Source organism: Amedibacillus dolichus DSM 3991 (genome assembly GCF_000154285.1).
GTDB classification, from domain to species: domain Bacteria; phylum Bacillota_I; class Bacilli_A; order Erysipelotrichales; family Erysipelotrichaceae; genus Amedibacillus; species Amedibacillus dolichus.
This window is the reverse complement of sequence record NZ_DS483477.1, coordinates 25,372-41,094: the sequence shown is the minus strand read 5'-3', so window position 1 is coordinate 41,094 and position 15,723 is coordinate 25,372. Positions and strand designations below refer to the sequence as shown.

Below are 15,723 nucleotides of genomic sequence, written 5' to 3'. Positions count from 1 at the left end.
CTTTTTACGTATTCAAATACTGCTTTAATCCATCAAACTGCCTTTCTGCTTCCTTACTCAAAATCTCTGTTCTAAGTATAGGTTGATTTTCATATATTTTCATAATATCGTCCATCGTTAAAGATTCGATATTTTTTATATCTACATATTTTCCGGTGAATCTAACATCATTAATTACATTCAACATTTTATCGCTATATATTAAAGGCAAAACCTTGCACTGTGCTATCCAACCTAAAATCATAGCATGGAATCGTGATGCAATAATCATTTTGCAATTTCCTATTTGATCCAAAAGCATTTCTAAATCTGTTTCATATAGTATAACTTTGCAATTTTCTTTCGCAATATCGCTTAATTTATCCTTGATCTTTTCGATTACATCATTATCCTTTTCAAATTTGCAAAATGAAAATAGCTTTACCGGGATATTCTTTGTTGCGAACATTTCACAAACAGAAGCGATTTTTTCTTCATAAACCTCACATACTTTTTCTAATCCCTTGCGATTCCGTAAATTTATAACACTAATACCTACGCCTTGTTTTTCCTCAGAAATATGTTTTTTCATATCATATTGAAATACAATATCCGGAGCTTTTCTGACATTTTTTAAATCATGAAATAAACTATATGTATAATCATCTCTTACACATATATCTGTAAAGCATTTAAATAATTCATGAAATGCGGAATAAAACCCATCATCGTCGAAAGGTCCGAAATTTGAACCGATAACGAATTTTGGTTTATCTATTTCTTTTAACATAAATTCGAAGCGATTTTTCCAATTTTCATTTTGAATGAAGATGGAACCACCAATACATACAATCGCATCGCAAGATAAAATCGTTTTTCTAATAGTATAGTGCTCTTTATGCAACAATGACATAATTTTATTTAAATAACGTTGGTAGGCTGAGCTTGAATCTATTATATGTAAATTTTTTTGTTCCCTAAATATTTTTCTATACTCCTTATTTGCAATGATATAAAAATCATGTTCTGAAAATTTATCACATAAAATTTTAATAAATAAATCATCACCTACATTGAAACAAGTATATGCTGAAATAAATATTTTCTTTCTTTCCATTTTAACCTCCATACCTAAGTATATTACTTTTCAATCGACACACTATAACTACTTAATTATATCATAGCGCGAAGTATTTTATCTTACAACTTTTTTAACTACTATAAAAAAGAGGTGATTTTATATATTTCACCAAATCTTTTCATTATCGTAAAAGAATATACAACTTATACAGAAATAAAATTTTGAATCGTAATGCTATCAATAGAATATAACAGCTTATCGAATCAACTCTTTTAAAACGAATGTTCTTTATCATTTCCCGAACACTTGGATAGGAAGTTAAATCCTTATAAGAAAATCGAACCTTATTTCGTTTCGCTCTAATACAATAATCATTTACTTCTGTTAATGTCGTATAGTAAATTTCTTGTGTATGCTCTTTATAAACATCGGATACTATATTTTGCTTTAATACCATTAACCAATCCTCATGGTATGCTAATTGCCTCTTATTAAATGTCGTTGTTAAGCTATTATCATTATTAACATAATGATATAGAGGAATATTTATATAACCAAAAGAAGAACAAGTATTCACATACTGTATGCAAAAAAGAAAATCCTCTGCATGACTTAGTTTCTCAGAAAATTGAAGATTGTTTTCTTTGATTTTTTTTAATGAAAACAGCTTATTAAATATACTGTAAATTCCACCGTTTCCTTTCACAAAAGCTTTATGAATTGAGGGTAACTCTTTATTTAAATCAAAAACGTGGTCTTTTTCCATTAGAGTAATTATTTGTTCGGATTTTTTGTCCTCCCTAAAATATCCACACATTTCAATATCACTCTTATTTTCCTGCAAAGTCTTTAGTAAGATCTCCGCATAATTTGCTTCAACATAATCATCTGCATCAACAAATAACACGTATTGTCCCTTTGCAAGTTTTAATCCAATATTGCGCGCAGAACTGACCCCTCCGTTTTGCTTATCAATCACTTGAATTCTAGGATCAATTTCGGCAAATTCTCGGCACAGCTTTAAACTATCATCGGTGGACCCGTCATTTACTAATAATATTTCAATATTTGTTAAGGTTTGCCGACGTAATGTTTCCACAGTTCTTGATAAATATTTTTCCGCATTATATATCGGAACAATAATAGACACGATACAATTATGGCTCTCGTTCATAATAACTTCACCTATCCTTTTATATTTTTGATTCTAAAAAGCATATACGAAAAGGCTAAATAAAATTTTGATACTCCTAAATCGGCTGCACACCTCTTTAAATCTATACCCACTTTTTTCAATGTAGTATAATACGCAACACAAAGCTTCATACATTTTATTTTATCATTAGGATAACAAGAAAGTTCAAGTTTAGTAACATATAAAAAACCTTTTGGATTTTTTTGAAACAGCAGATTGCCTTTTGCCGTTAAACCATCTTCCAAATATTCTCCGTAATAGGTTATTTCATTAAACCATCGAAGCTTGTATCCCTCTTTTCCAAGCATTAGCCAAACCGCACTTTCTGAAATAAAATTTTCGTTTTCAAAAACAGGAAAAGGGTATTTTTGCAGTATATCAGTATAAAATACTTCCGCCTTATCGCCTATGATATGCTTTGCATCACGTTCTAGTACCGTAGCATCTATATACTCTCCTTCGAATGTTTCCCCGATAATTTTTCCTTCTTTATTACCTCGACAACCTGCAACACCCGCGAATTGTTTTTCTGTTTTAATTGTACTCTCCCAATACATGATTCTATCTAATGCATTTCTTGGCAAACTATCATCTGAATCTACGATATAAAACAGCCTTCCCTGTGCCATCTCGACACCTATATTAATAGCATTATGCTTTCCATGATTTTTAACGTACCGATATTGTATTTTTATCCTTTTTTCCTCAATAAATGTTTTTATTAGTTCATCGGAATGATCAGTTGAACCATCATTAACAATAACCCATTCAAAATCCTTCCACGTTTGTTCCTTTAATGAATCATAAAGCTTTTTCAAACAATAAGCGCGGTTATAAACAGGTGTAAAAATAGTAATTTCACACATCTTATTGACCTCCGATCAATTTATAGATACTATCTAAAACAGTTTCTACGCGAAATTGAGCAATTCGCTTTTCGATTTTTTCTCTAGGTAACTCTTTTTTCTTTTTATTTATTACTTTCAAAGTGTCATATAAACCATCTTCACTGTTTTCACAAAGGATTCCACAATTATCGCTAAGAATCTCACTTGGTCCAGTACATTGAGTCGAAATCACCGCTACCCCTACGATAAGTGCTTCTACAACAGTTAATGAAAAGCCTTCAACAAAGGAAGAACACACATAATAATCAGCAAGCTTCATATAAGCAAATGGATTTTTTTGATAACCTAAAAATGCTACATTTTCTTCAAGCCCGTGTTTTTTCACATATTCCTTTAAAATATCTTTTTGATTTCCATCTCCAATCAATAACCACTGTAAATTGACATTTTCTTTTTTCAAACGTTCAATAACATGCAGCATACGAAGAAAGCCTTTTTCTTTAACTAACCTTCCAACGCTACACAATAGTATTGAGGATTTCTTATCTAAAAAAGGTGATTCTACCACTTCATCGGATAGCATACGAATACGTTCTATATCCAAGCAATTATAAACAACAATAGTCCTATCCTTTAATTCGGGATAAATTTGTAAAAACTTATCCTTGCAATCATTGGACACACAAATAATATTCTCCATTCCTTGATAACATTTCAATGCTTGTTCTCGATTATGATAGTTCGTTTCACTCTCAAAGTTATGAACCAGATCAGTATGAATCCAACAATATTTTTTACAATCCGTATTTTTAAGAGAGCCTACAATTTTCGTTGGCATACCTTCTAAAAATGCTATTGCATAATCATACTGTCCGTGAATAAAATATTGTATGATAACACTCGGCAAATACTTTACACATCTCCACAATATCGCTTTTTTTAGAGGATTCGGTTTTTTAAGAACTGTTGAATAATGAATGAAAGGCGAAAATTCATCTAACAATTCACCTTCTGAAAATAAGGTTCTTACAGTAATATCATAATTTTGAAAATCAAAATGATTTACAATATCTCTTAGTACTGTTTCCGCACCGCCTATTTTTAATGAATTGATGAGAAATAAAACTTTTTTATTATCGGCACATTCACTAGTGAAATATCCGAAATAAATCCAAAACATACCGGCAATAAATAAATTCATAAATCCGATTATATTGGAATCAAATAAGTTAATTATCAACATACACCCAATCAAAACAAAAAACATACATTTTAGTGCATCATTAAATATTTCTTTTCTTCTTTTCCAAAAGCTATTTACAAACTGTAAAACAAAAAAGATAAATGCAAAAATACCGGAGGTTGCCAATACCTGCAAATAAATATTATGCATGTTAGCAGCTATTTTCGGTGATTGTTTAACATAATCTTTAGGTAATTTTTGATTTACTTCATCATTCAATGCATTTTGCCCAACTCCGAACAAAATGTTTTCTTTTGCGACGGATAAACCGCCTTTCCAAATAGTAAATCGCCCATTGGAATAATCTGATCCGATTTCTCTGTTCTCAAGTCCCATGTCGGAACTTGAAGGATTAACTTCTCCTCCATCCGAACCATCTTCTTGAATTGAAAAATATCCGTTTGAATTTACACTAATAGCAAGTTTTTCAGAAGGCATTTGTCTCAGCCCCCAACCATATACTTCCAACATAAATACAGAAGCAATACCAATTATGAGTGCTAATAGAATAGAACCAATGATGTGCTTATTTTTATAAATGCCAATAAAAAATACCGCACCAAATACTAATACAGCGAAACCAACAAAACCTGAACGTGATTGTGATAAAGTCAAGCAAGCTAATGCCTCGATAATGATAAAACCATATCCTAATTTATTTAAAACTGATAAGTTTTCTTTTCGCAAATAAATATTAAAAAAAGCAGCGAACAAGCCGAACAAGCTCATAGTTGCAAGTGTATTTGGATTTCCACACCAACCCCATAATCTTCCTTCTGTATACGACATTATGAATTTTTCAAATCCAGGCACCTGCGGTATTCGAAAAAAGAAAATCAAAAGAGATACAGTGTAACCAAAGGTCATAAAGCCTAATAAAATTCTATTAAAAATAAGTATATTTTTACTATCCCCTTTATCAACCTGTGTTAACAAAACCACTTCTAAAATAAGATATAAAAAATCTTTAATATTTCGTATAAATCCATCTTGAAAATTAAATATGATACTCAGCAGTGTAAAGATTATAAAAAATATGAAAAACTTATTGTCAATTATAATTCTTTTCTGATAAAAGCGAATTACTAACAATAAAAAACCCCAAACAAGCATTCCTTTTAATAAAATACTTGCGACAACATCTCCTTTAGGAAGTATATACAGCAAAGAGCATACCATAAATAAAATTTTATATAACTCTATGCTAGTTACTTTAGAATATAATTTATTCATTTAGTTCCTCCTTTGCAAGCTGTTCATAAAGATGCTGTAGTTTTTCTGCTTCTATTCGAATATCATATCCCTTTTTAGCGATTATTTCAGATTGATTTTTCCTTTCAAAAGCATGACATCGAATTCTTTCAATAGCATCTGTCCATTGTTTAACAGCCTGATCTCCATCAATGGCTAAAAACTCTACGTGATCGGTTAAAGCTACTTCTTTCGTGAGTGTATCGGATAATAGAAGCGGTAAACCCGAGCATTGCGCTTCAACTGTTACTACCGGAAAGCCCTCATAAAACGAAGGGTGTAATAAAATATCAAATGCTTGCATATATTCGCTTACATTATCACACACGCCTAATAGTATCACATTCTCCTCTAAATGATATTCCTTTATTCGCTTCTCAATACTTTCTCGCAGCTCACCATCTCCACACAACAATAACTTAGCATTTGGATTAATTTGATGGTACTCCTTCATGATTTCAAGTAAAAACATATGATTTTTAGGATACTGAAAATTACCCACATGTCCTAAAACAAGGTTGTCTTTTAAATCATGCTTTTCTCTTATTTGATTTCTTATATCTTCTTGATAATTAAATTTTTCAGTGTCAATCGCATTATGTATATACTGGATTTTTGACTTATCTATATTCCTATACAGGTAATCGGCCGATACCTGACTACAAGTAAAATATTGATTTGCATATCTTGGCAAGGCTTTAATTGATAACCAATAAATAAGACCTTTTACTCTTGATGGGGGCATTGAGGTACTATGTGCATGTGAAATGCGGATACTTGCTCCTCCTTTTTTAGCTGCGTACAACGCAAAGGAATTCATGGCGTCCATATGAACATGAACTATTTGGTATTTGTTTTTTGAAACAATTTCAGAAATAGCATTCAAGCTTTTTTTTACTCCTTCATATTTAGGTGGTATATTATAAATTTTCCCACCTAAACGCCTGATTTCTGCATCATAATCATTTTCTTCAAATCCATGTTCTATAAAATCGAACTGCACTTGATTACGATCAATCCTGCGATAATAATTCATCAGCATCGTTTCAATCCCGCCTCGATGCATAATACTAACAACATGCAAGACACGTATCATAATACTACCTCCTTTTTCCCACTCTCTTTATCAATCTAAGCATAAATTTAGATAATGAGTATATACATACCTTGATATACGATATACTTGATATGTAATTGTGTTTTTTTAAAAAATGATAATTGGAAAGTTCTCCTTTTTCCATACTCCAAAGATGTGAGGACAATCCCCCTCCTTGTTTCAAAATATCATAAATAGCCAGTTGTTCATTCAAAATATATATTGGATAACGTGTAGCCAACTTTAACCAAAGATTATAATCCTCTGAATATCGCATAGTTTCGTCAAATAATCCTGCTTCCATAATAGCATTCTTACGTATTAAAACCGTAGATGTCAGTACATAGTTATGATACAGTAAATCGTTTAATTGATATTTCCAATATGCCGATCCGTTTATTTTACCGAATTTACCACCGACAACACTAGCATCGTGTTCTTTAACAAATGCCATTTGTCTCTCCAATTTTCTCTTATCCCACATGTCATCGGAATCCAGAAATGCTATATACTCGCCTTGGGCAGTACAGATACCCTCATTCCTAGAATGAGAAACTCCTAAATTTTCTCTTGAAATAACATGCCAATCCACCAGTTGATATTGTTTAATATAGTTCTGTACTTTTATCAGACTATCATCAGTAGATCCATCATTTATCAAAATAACCTCATAATCCCGATATGTTTGATGACGTATGCTATCCATACAATCTATAATACTATTCGATGCATTATAGATTGGTACAATAACACTTACTGTTTTCATAGTGTCTTTTCTCCTAATATCTCATCAATTGCCTCCATGTATTGCTTGTTAATGATGTTACGATCAAACTCCTTTTCCATTAACTTTCTTGCTTCTAATCCAAAGGCAACTCTTTCCTCATACGATAATGCCAAAGCCTTCCTACATGCCTCTAATAAACTTTCTTTATCAGCTTTTGTGGCTAAAAAACCACTTTTACCGTCTATAACGGCTTCTTTACAGCCAAAAATATCAGATGTAATTAAAATTTTCCCCTTGGAAGCTCCTTCTAATAAAACATTGGACATTCCTTCATGATACGAAGGCAGAACAATAACGTCAAATTCATTGTATTTATTAGCAATATCATTGCAAAAACCAAAATAATGGAAATTAGGGTTTTTCTCCATTTCTTTTAAACGTGCAATATATTCTTCTTCACAAAAACCATATACACGAAATTCGGCGTTTTCATTGCGCAATTTATCAACACAATAAAGGAACTCATCAATCCCTTTTTCCTTCATCACACGACCGATAAAAGCAAAAACCAATTTAGGATTTTTACAAGGATTCACAAATTTAAATTCCTGTAAATTAACCCCTGCACCGTGTACTATACAACTATTCTCCACTTCCACTATTTTGTCCTCTAAGAACACTCGGCAATTATCTTCATTTTCAAAAAACGCTTTTTTCACATTTTTTAAAGCCACACGATACATATGAACAACAAATTTACGGAGCCAATTATCATTTTGAAATGCGCTTCCCAAACCTGTAATATTCGTTATATAATCCACACCGTAAATTCTTGATACAACGCCACCATAAATCGTAGGCTTAATTGTAAGTGTAAAAACCAAATCCGGTTTAAGCTCTTTTATCAATTTTCTGTAAAATAAAATCAATTTAAAGTCTTTTAACGGATTGATCCCTCTACGATCAATTCTTGTTTCAATACAATCACATTTTAAAGTATCTTCAAAAAAAGGTAAGCTATGATTAAATGGCATAGAAATATGAACCTGATAGCCTTTTTCACTGATTTTTTGAATAAGCTCTTTTTTAAAATTATACAAAACAATTTCATGATTGCATAAAATCAAAATATTTTTATGTGTCAGCTTTTCGCAATAATCCAATACCGACTGAAAATCTCTTTGAAATGCTGTTAAAGAAAATTTAGAGGCAAAAACATCTCTTACATTTCTCTGCATTTCTTCAAATTGTCGTTCATCTAATTTTGCCAGTTTACGAGCAACATCTTCAATATTCTTTTCATCTACATTAAAGCCTAAATTGAAATTATCGACATAAGTCCATGTATCGCCTTTAATATTATTCAGTATTGGAAGTCCCGCTTCAAAATAATCTACCGATTTCATTGTAAGACCAACCCGTACAGTGTTAATCATCATATTGATGCCAAAATGACATTGATTCATAATTTTCCATTTATCTTCACCAAATAAGGCTCCATGATAGATTGTTTCAATTCCCTGTGCTTTTAGCTTTCTAATAAAGTCATCTTTCGTTTCGCCTTTTCCGATAATATCGACAACAATCGGACGATAATTTTGCAAAGTTTTTAAAAAGCGTACGATCATATCAATACTTATAATATTATTGATTGATCCCAAATAACAAATATGCAAAGTTTCCATAGGCTTAGAAATCATCGGCTGTTCAAATTCACTGCCTTTTGTTAAATAAATTGTTTTCGTGTGCTCCGGATCGAGAAATTCAGCTAAAATTTCACGATATAAATCACATTCGGTAATTACAAAATCTGCTGCATTTAATGATTGATTCCGGAAACTTGCCCATTTCAAAAAAAACGGACGGGCAATCCCCGCAAATTTTTGATTTACAAAAGATTCCGGCCAAAGATCATAAATATCGAAAATTAAACGAACTTTATTTTTTTTCTTATATTTCTTTAAATATTTTCCAAGCGTATTTGGTGGTATCACCGCATATATTAAATCTGGTTGTTTTTTACATGCATAATGATATGCGGATCTTGCGAAAAGAAAATGAGAAAAAATCCGGCTTAATGATATATTTTTATAATATGGACGTGATTTTAAATAAGTTGTCCCAGCTCTTTTATCGACAATTTTAGCCTTATTGATATGATCAAAGTCAGAAAATACAACCTCTACATGATGGCCTTTTTGTTCAAAAGCTTCTTTCACAAAACGTACCCTTTGCTCATAGTATCCAAAACAACTAATAATCATTACATTCATATATTTACCCCAATTCTTCCTCTTTTAATGATATTTCAAAATCTGTTAAGCAACAGCTATCACTAAAGTACGAAACTCTACTAATCATTATTTATAATTCAAAACTAAGCAGATAACTTCTTAATAAGGAATATTATCTCTTTTAGTATTTAGAAAAACAACAATTTCAATTTATAAAGAAACGTTATCATACTTACTTTTTCAAATGCAATCGTGGCATTTAATATAACGTTTATTTTTTTACAGTTTCCTTATCTTTTATCAAACGCAATATACATTCCTTAATTTTCTCATTGCTTGCTTCTTCGTTAATAACTTCACTAAGCTCTTTTAGCTTCTCATTGATTTCTTCCATGGTGATATCCATAACGTTATTTTTAAAGATTAGATTATTCTTTGTTCTCGTTGTCGTTTCACCATCTAAACGAAGCTCCTCAAACATTTTTTCACCGGGGCGAAGTCCGATTTCCACAATATCGATATCTTCATAAGGTTTATATCCTGATAAACGAATCATTTTTTCAGCTAAATCCAAGATTTTTACCGGTTGTCCCATATCAAGCACAAAAATTTCACCCTTATCTGCATAAAAACCTGCTTGCAGTACCAATTGCGCAGCTTCCGGTATCGTCATGAAATAACGAATGATATTTTTATCGGTAATTGTTACCGGTCCTCCTTCGGCAATCTGTCCTTTAAAAATCGGGATAACGGAACCATTCGATCCCAATACATTTCCAAAACGTACAGCTGCCATTTTCGTAACACCGTTATTTCCGTTTGCTTGTAAAATCATTTCTGTCATACGTTTAGAAGCTCCCATGACATTGGTCGGATTTACTGCTTTGTCTGTACTGATCATAATAAAGCGTGAAACTTTATTTTTAATACAAGCCTTAATTACGTTATTTGTCCCAAACACGTTGTTTTTAATTGCCTCCATTGGTCGGGTTTCCATAAGCGGAACATGCTTATGTGCCGCCGCATGGAACACTACCTCCGGCTGATACTTTTTAAACACGTCAGTCAATGCCGTAAAATCACGGATAGATGTAATAATAGAAACAATTTCTATATCTTTATCCATCAAACCATGTGTACGATTACGATTAAACTCCTGCTCAAGCATATACAAATAGTTTTCATTAATGTCAATCATAACAAGCTTTTTAGGCTTAAATCGAACGATTTGACGACAAAGTTCAGAACCGATACTTCCTCCGGCACCTGTTACCGCAACAATTCGATCAGTTAAATACGACTTGATTTCACTTTGATCAAGATGAACCTCTCCACGTCCTAATAAATCTTCGATACTAATATCATGAAGCGGAATATTTTTCGGTTTTAAGCTATCATCTAAAATATCATGCGTATCTTTCATGATTTTAGTTTCTAATTTAACAGATTGGCAAATATCATAAATACGACGGATATTTTCCTTGTCTGCACTTGGAATTGCAATAAATGCACATTGCACATCGTACTTACTTACAGCTGATGGAATATCATAAGTATCACCTAACACCTTATACCCGGATATTACTGAACCTATTTTCTTATCATCAATAAATCCAACAACATTGACATTGTATTTTTCATTTTGTGTTAACTCTTTCAACATCAAATAGCCGCCATCACCGGCACCGATAATCAACGCGTTGCGTTTGGCAACTTCCGATCTATTTAGATGCTTACGATATGTACGATAAATCAAACGAACATTAAACATCATCAAGGTACTTAAAAGTCCTCCGGTAACAACAATACCTAAATAGAATCTTTCTATATGTGATACCAGCACACACACAAGCAATACAACAGAAGAACAGAGTACGCTCATACCGATACGATACGCTTCCACCTGTCCTATATATTTCCATAAACTTTTATGTATTCTAAATAACCGGAAAGAAACACTATATACAAAAACTAATGTCGTTATCGATAAAATCGCTTTAGGAAAATTAAAATAATCAAAATCCGGAATTTCAAAATCTATTTTAATCCAATATGCTAAGAAAAAGGAAACTAATACAATAAAAATATCAATTCCCCATAACAGCAATTCTCTATGATATTTATAAATCGGGTTTTTAAACAGTTTGCTTGACACCCTCAACACTTCCTTCCTATATTCACGCAATAATTATACCATACAACTCTGCTTTCTCTAACAGAAAATTATATATGTATGATATAGTCTACTATATTCTTGTAACCAAGTGGGAGAGAATAACTATCCACTGTCCTTTCAAATCACCGTACGTGCCGTTTGCATACGTCGATTCACTAAGTTTTTTTGCATACCAATGTGTGTTTAGCTTATTTTTCTACACCTACTTATACACTTTCATTTACTCGTAAGCAGCTTTCGTATTTCGTCCCGCCTTACTCAACTCATAACACCTTTTTCTCTTAGTTTTCCAATGTGCTCCATATATACATATATAATCCAAACTTTGCAACTACAAGCAGTACTGACTTCTGCCAATTCAACAATATTTCACATGTTATTCTGACAAACCTCCTCAGATAAGGTGCAGTAACTTTCCTCTCATATAACCTCTGATTTTACACATAAGACTTTGATTTGTTTGGAAACCTTATCCTACCTTATGTGCATTTTGACCAGTTCTTGTCCATAGATTCAAGATTTTGCCACCGGCTTCCTTTAAGATTCCACCTCATGATAGACACCCTTGTCTTAAGCTAATAGTTCCGCCTGTAGTAAACTCACATCACCTAGCTACTGCCCATGTTTTTTTGGGGAAAACTAAAAAAGTAAAGGAGATAAGAAATTCTTATCTCCCCTTTTCCTATTCAGCAACATCTGTTTGTGTCAATGTTTGACCATTTAACATCTTATTAATTAATGCATTTGCCTTATCAACTGTATTCTGATCTGGCTGCATTACATAAGAATTGAACCCATTTGCCGGAGACCAAGTATTACCGGAACCGTATCCATTTAAAGAATACTGAAAAATTTCCCAGCTACTCATATCATCTAGCTGCATGCGGATAAGCGAATTGATTTCACTTTGATCCATATTTGTTTGGAAGCTTCCCCCTACTGCATCTAAGATACTTGTATATCGAGTAATGATTGCCGGTGAAATAGCCTTATTTATCATACCCTCTACAACACGCATTTGATTCTTTCCACGATCTCGATCGCCTCCTGCAAGCGAATATCGTTCACGTGAGAAAGCTAATGCTTTTTCTCCATCTAAATAATTATCACCCGCTACAATCGAATATCCTCCAACCGTTGTGGTAAAAGAAACCGGTGAATTTACCGTAATGCCGCCTAAAGCATTAACAATATCAATTAAGCTTGAAAAGTTTACACGTGCATAATAATTGATATCTGTATTTAAGAAATTTTCCGCTGTTTCAATCGTACAAGAAACACCGAAAATACCGGTATGTGTTAGTTTGTCTTTTTGATTATCCTGACATGGCTGCACAACATAATAATCACGTGGAATGCTCGTCATCAAAATCTGCTTTGTATTCGGATTCACTGTTACCAACATATTCACATCACTACGTGATACCGTCGCAATTGTGCCATAAGAATCAATACCGGTAATATAAACATTAAATGGTGTATTTGTAACATCTACATTCTTACTAATATCCTTGGCCACTTTCTCATAGGTATAACGCTTGATGACTTTAGTATCTGTATCAAACTCAGGGTGCTTTTCTTCAAAAGATCCGCGCATTCCTTCATTAAGAAGTATCGCTTCTACTTCTCCATTGTAAAGTGCATCACCATAAGCATCAACAGAATTATAGCTTTTTAATTCCGCACTTATATCTTTGTTTAAATCTTTTGCGGCATTTGACATTACATCTGCATCACCTAATGTTGTTGTGGCAATATTTTGTCCTGCTAAATCTTCAATCGTTTCATAGTCGCTGTCTTTCATAACAACTACCGAAACTACGGAAACATCTTTATCACTATCCGTTAGTTCCCCAAACGTATGATAGGTCTTGAAAATATACCAATTCCCTACACTCAAAAATAAGGATAATAGCACAATAATAATTCTGCCCAAAATTCGATTCAGCTTACTTAATCGCTTTCCTAATTGTAAATAACACAGCCCCATTGCCAGCAATACCAAAATAATAATGATCGGAATCAAATACTTCATCGGTATCATTCCGAGAATAAATAGCTGCACAATAAGTAATACCGTTAAAGCAAAATATATCAACGCAAAATAAAAACCGATATTTTTAAATATACTTCGCTTTTTTGCTTTTCTCTGTGTCATAAATCCTCCTACATAGCTGCTTATATGCTATTGCAATTTCTTCAAACCTTCATTCTCTATTATCTAGATTTTTTGCATCTGTCATACTCCTTATCAATCAACATATATGAATATGATAATTAATACAATAAAATCAATTAAATTGTTTTTAAATCCACATTTTATAAATAACTATAAAAACATAAATAAGCTTTACTAATTTTTACATATATTTTATTAGAAAGTCTTATTCCCGTAAATTCATATCAACTTTTTGCTTTCACTTTTCTTCCGTCAATCTTATTGATTCCACAAATGAATACTTACAATATTCATCTTTATACTCGGATAATGCTTTATCAATGGTAAGATTTCCAAATACCTTATTTACATATACCTGTTTATTAAACAACCGTAAAAGAGGATTAAACAATCCCGTAAACCATATTTTATGATCATGCAGCTTAGAAATTTCTTTCACCAAGCTCGCACTGGATACATATTCTTTATTTTGCGGCAAAAAAATACCATGTTCCTCATTATCTATCATAAGCTTGATAAACGCAATCAGATTTCCTAAAAACAGCATACTTCTTTTATTTTCCAGGGTAGGAAATAAAATCGTTTTCTTTGCGAACTTTGCCAATAAAGGATAATTTCCTTTCGAATTCGGCCCATAAATCATCGGTGGTCTTACGATTACAAGCTTGAAGTTTTCATCTTCTAAAGGTAAAACCTTAATCTCTGCTTGTTTTTTACTATCACCATAAAAATTATCCGGAGTTAAAGGTGTATCTTTCGTAATCACTCGATCTTCACCGATTTTTCCACTTCCGTAAACGATAATAGAGGACATAAAAATGAATTGCTTTACTCCCGCCTCCTTGGCTTTTTTCGCAACTTCATACGTTAAATCCGTATTTACACGATAATATAAAGCTCTCTGACTCTCATCAGGTGTTGAATGTGCTAAACCTGCTACATGATAAACCACATCATACACTGAAAAATCATGTTGCTTCCAGTCATCATCACGCATTTCAAGTTCATCGACTTGATAGTCCTTCGGATACTTTGAGAGTTCTTCAATGAAGTGGGTTCCGATATAACTCCCCTTTCCTGTTACTAGGATTTTCTTCATTGCTTCTCCTCCTTTTTCATTTCTCCGGTTCCGCCTTCCACAACACCATCGGATTTTAATACTGATGTAATGGTTCCAAAGAAACACTTACAATCAAATAAAAAGCTCATTTTTTCAACATATTCGCCATCTAAAGCGGCTTTGACATCAATTTCCAATTCATCTCTACCGTTAATCTGTGCCAAACCGGTTAATCCCGGTTTGATATCGTTAGCTTTATATTTATCTCTTTCTTCAATCAAATCATATTGATTCCATAAGGCAGGGCGTGGACCGATAATTGCCATATCTCCTTTTAAGATATTGAATAGCTGCGGAAGCTCATCTAAGCTTGTTTTCCGCATAAACTTCCCGATCTTCGTGATGTATTGATCCGGATTTGACAACAAATGTGTTGGACAATCTTTAGGTGTATCCGTTCGCATCGTTCGAAATTTCAATATATTAAAATGAGACTTGTTCTTTCCCACACGCTTTTGTTTAAATAAAATCGGACCGGGAGAAGTCAATTTAATAATGATCGCCAATATTAAAAAAATCGGTGATAACACAACAATTCCCAATAAGCTCATAAAAAAATCAAGAACTCTTTTCAAAAAGTTTTTATACATTTTT

The 15,723-nt window shown here is 32.5% G+C and carries 11 protein-coding genes; all 11 read right to left on the bottom strand.

Going from position 1 to position 15,723, the window contains the following annotated elements; all coding sequences use genetic code 11:
* Positions 1-4 precede the first annotated feature (4 nt).
* The 11 genes from EUBDOL_RS07525 to EUBDOL_RS07475 all read right to left on the bottom strand — a co-directional run bounded on the left by EUBDOL_RS07525 (position 5) and on the right by EUBDOL_RS07475 (position 15,719).
* Positions 5-1,096, bottom strand: a complete 1,092-nt coding sequence (locus tag EUBDOL_RS07525) for a polysaccharide pyruvyl transferase family protein (protein WP_040463607.1) — start codon at positions 1,094-1,096, stop codon at positions 5-7.
* Between the two features lie 145 nt (positions 1,097-1,241).
* On the bottom strand, positions 1,242-2,234 hold the full coding sequence (locus tag EUBDOL_RS07520; protein WP_004800252.1) for a glycosyltransferase family 2 protein: 993 nt from the start codon (positions 2,232-2,234) through the stop codon (positions 1,242-1,244).
* An 11-nt stretch (positions 2,235-2,245) separates the two neighbouring features.
* The gene (locus EUBDOL_RS07515; protein WP_004800250.1) at positions 2,246-3,121 is read right to left on the bottom strand and encodes a glycosyltransferase family 2 protein; all 876 of its coding nucleotides are present in this window, start codon (positions 3,119-3,121) and stop codon (positions 2,246-2,248) included.
* A gap of 1 nt (position 3,122) precedes the next feature.
* Entirely contained in the window at positions 3,123-5,579 is a 2,457-nt protein-coding gene (locus EUBDOL_RS07510; protein WP_004800248.1) for a glycosyltransferase, read from the bottom strand.
* Positions 5,572-6,693: a glycosyltransferase family 1 protein gene (locus EUBDOL_RS07505; RefSeq protein WP_004800246.1), complete on the bottom strand. Its 1,122-nt coding sequence runs from the start codon at positions 6,691-6,693 to the stop codon at positions 5,572-5,574. The genes EUBDOL_RS07510 and EUBDOL_RS07505 overlap by 8 nt, the downstream gene beginning before the upstream one ends.
* 4 nt (positions 6,694-6,697) lie before the next feature.
* The gene (locus EUBDOL_RS07500; protein WP_004800245.1) at positions 6,698-7,459 is read right to left on the bottom strand and encodes a glycosyltransferase family 2 protein; all 762 of its coding nucleotides are present in this window, start codon (positions 7,457-7,459) and stop codon (positions 6,698-6,700) included.
* Positions 7,456-9,693, bottom strand: a complete 2,238-nt coding sequence (locus tag EUBDOL_RS11040; protein ID WP_004800243.1) for a glycosyltransferase — start codon at positions 9,691-9,693, stop codon at positions 7,456-7,458. Before EUBDOL_RS11040 ends, EUBDOL_RS07500 begins: the two co-directional genes overlap by 4 nt.
* 232 nt (positions 9,694-9,925) lie before the next feature.
* Positions 9,926-11,809: a polysaccharide biosynthesis protein gene (locus EUBDOL_RS07490; RefSeq protein ID WP_004800241.1), complete on the bottom strand. Its 1,884-nt coding sequence runs from the start codon at positions 11,807-11,809 to the stop codon at positions 9,926-9,928.
* A gap of 703 nt (positions 11,810-12,512) precedes the next feature.
* On the bottom strand, positions 12,513-13,988 hold the full coding sequence (locus EUBDOL_RS07485; protein WP_004800239.1) for an LCP family protein: 1,476 nt from the start codon (positions 13,986-13,988) through the stop codon (positions 12,513-12,515).
* Between the two features lie 259 nt (positions 13,989-14,247).
* Positions 14,248-15,108 (bottom strand): NAD-dependent epimerase/dehydratase family protein, encoded by an 861-nt coding sequence (locus EUBDOL_RS07480; RefSeq protein ID WP_004800237.1) that lies wholly within the window; start codon positions 15,106-15,108, stop codon positions 14,248-14,250.
* Positions 15,105-15,719 carry a sugar transferase gene (locus EUBDOL_RS07475; RefSeq protein ID WP_004800234.1) on the bottom strand — a complete coding sequence of 205 codons (615 nt, stop codon included), beginning with the start codon at positions 15,717-15,719 and terminating at the stop codon, positions 15,105-15,107. Before EUBDOL_RS07475 ends, EUBDOL_RS07480 begins: the two co-directional genes overlap by 4 nt.
* Positions 15,720-15,723: the final 4 nt, after the last annotated feature.

Coding starts and splice junctions, on each gene's coding strand:
- EUBDOL_RS07515 (WP_004800250.1), bottom strand. CDS start 3,121: ATGTGTGAAATTACTATTTTTACACCTGTTTATAACCGCGCTTATTGT.
- EUBDOL_RS11040 (WP_004800243.1), bottom strand. CDS start 9,693: ATGAATGTAATGATTATTAGTTGTTTTGGATACTATGAGCAAAGGGTA.
- EUBDOL_RS07520 (WP_004800252.1), bottom strand. CDS start 2,234: ATGAACGAGAGCCATAATTGTATCGTGTCTATTATTGTTCCGATATAT.
- EUBDOL_RS07505 (WP_004800246.1), bottom strand. CDS start 6,693: ATGATACGTGTCTTGCATGTTGTTAGTATTATGCATCGAGGCGGGATT.
- EUBDOL_RS07475 (WP_004800234.1), bottom strand. CDS start 15,719: ATGTATAAAAACTTTTTGAAAAGAGTTCTTGATTTTTTTATGAGCTTA.
- EUBDOL_RS07525 (WP_040463607.1), bottom strand. CDS start 1,096: ATGGAAAGAAAGAAAATATTTATTTCAGCATATACTTGTTTCAATGTA.
- EUBDOL_RS07485 (WP_004800239.1), bottom strand. CDS start 13,988: ATGACACAGAGAAAAGCAAAAAAGCGAAGTATATTTAAAAATATCGGT.
- EUBDOL_RS07510 (WP_004800248.1), bottom strand. CDS start 5,579: ATGAATAAATTATATTCTAAAGTAACTAGCATAGAGTTATATAAAATT.
- EUBDOL_RS07500 (WP_004800245.1), bottom strand. CDS start 7,459: ATGAAAACAGTAAGTGTTATTGTACCAATCTATAATGCATCGAATAGT.
- EUBDOL_RS07480 (WP_004800237.1), bottom strand. CDS start 15,108: ATGAAGAAAATCCTAGTAACAGGAAAGGGGAGTTATATCGGAACCCAC.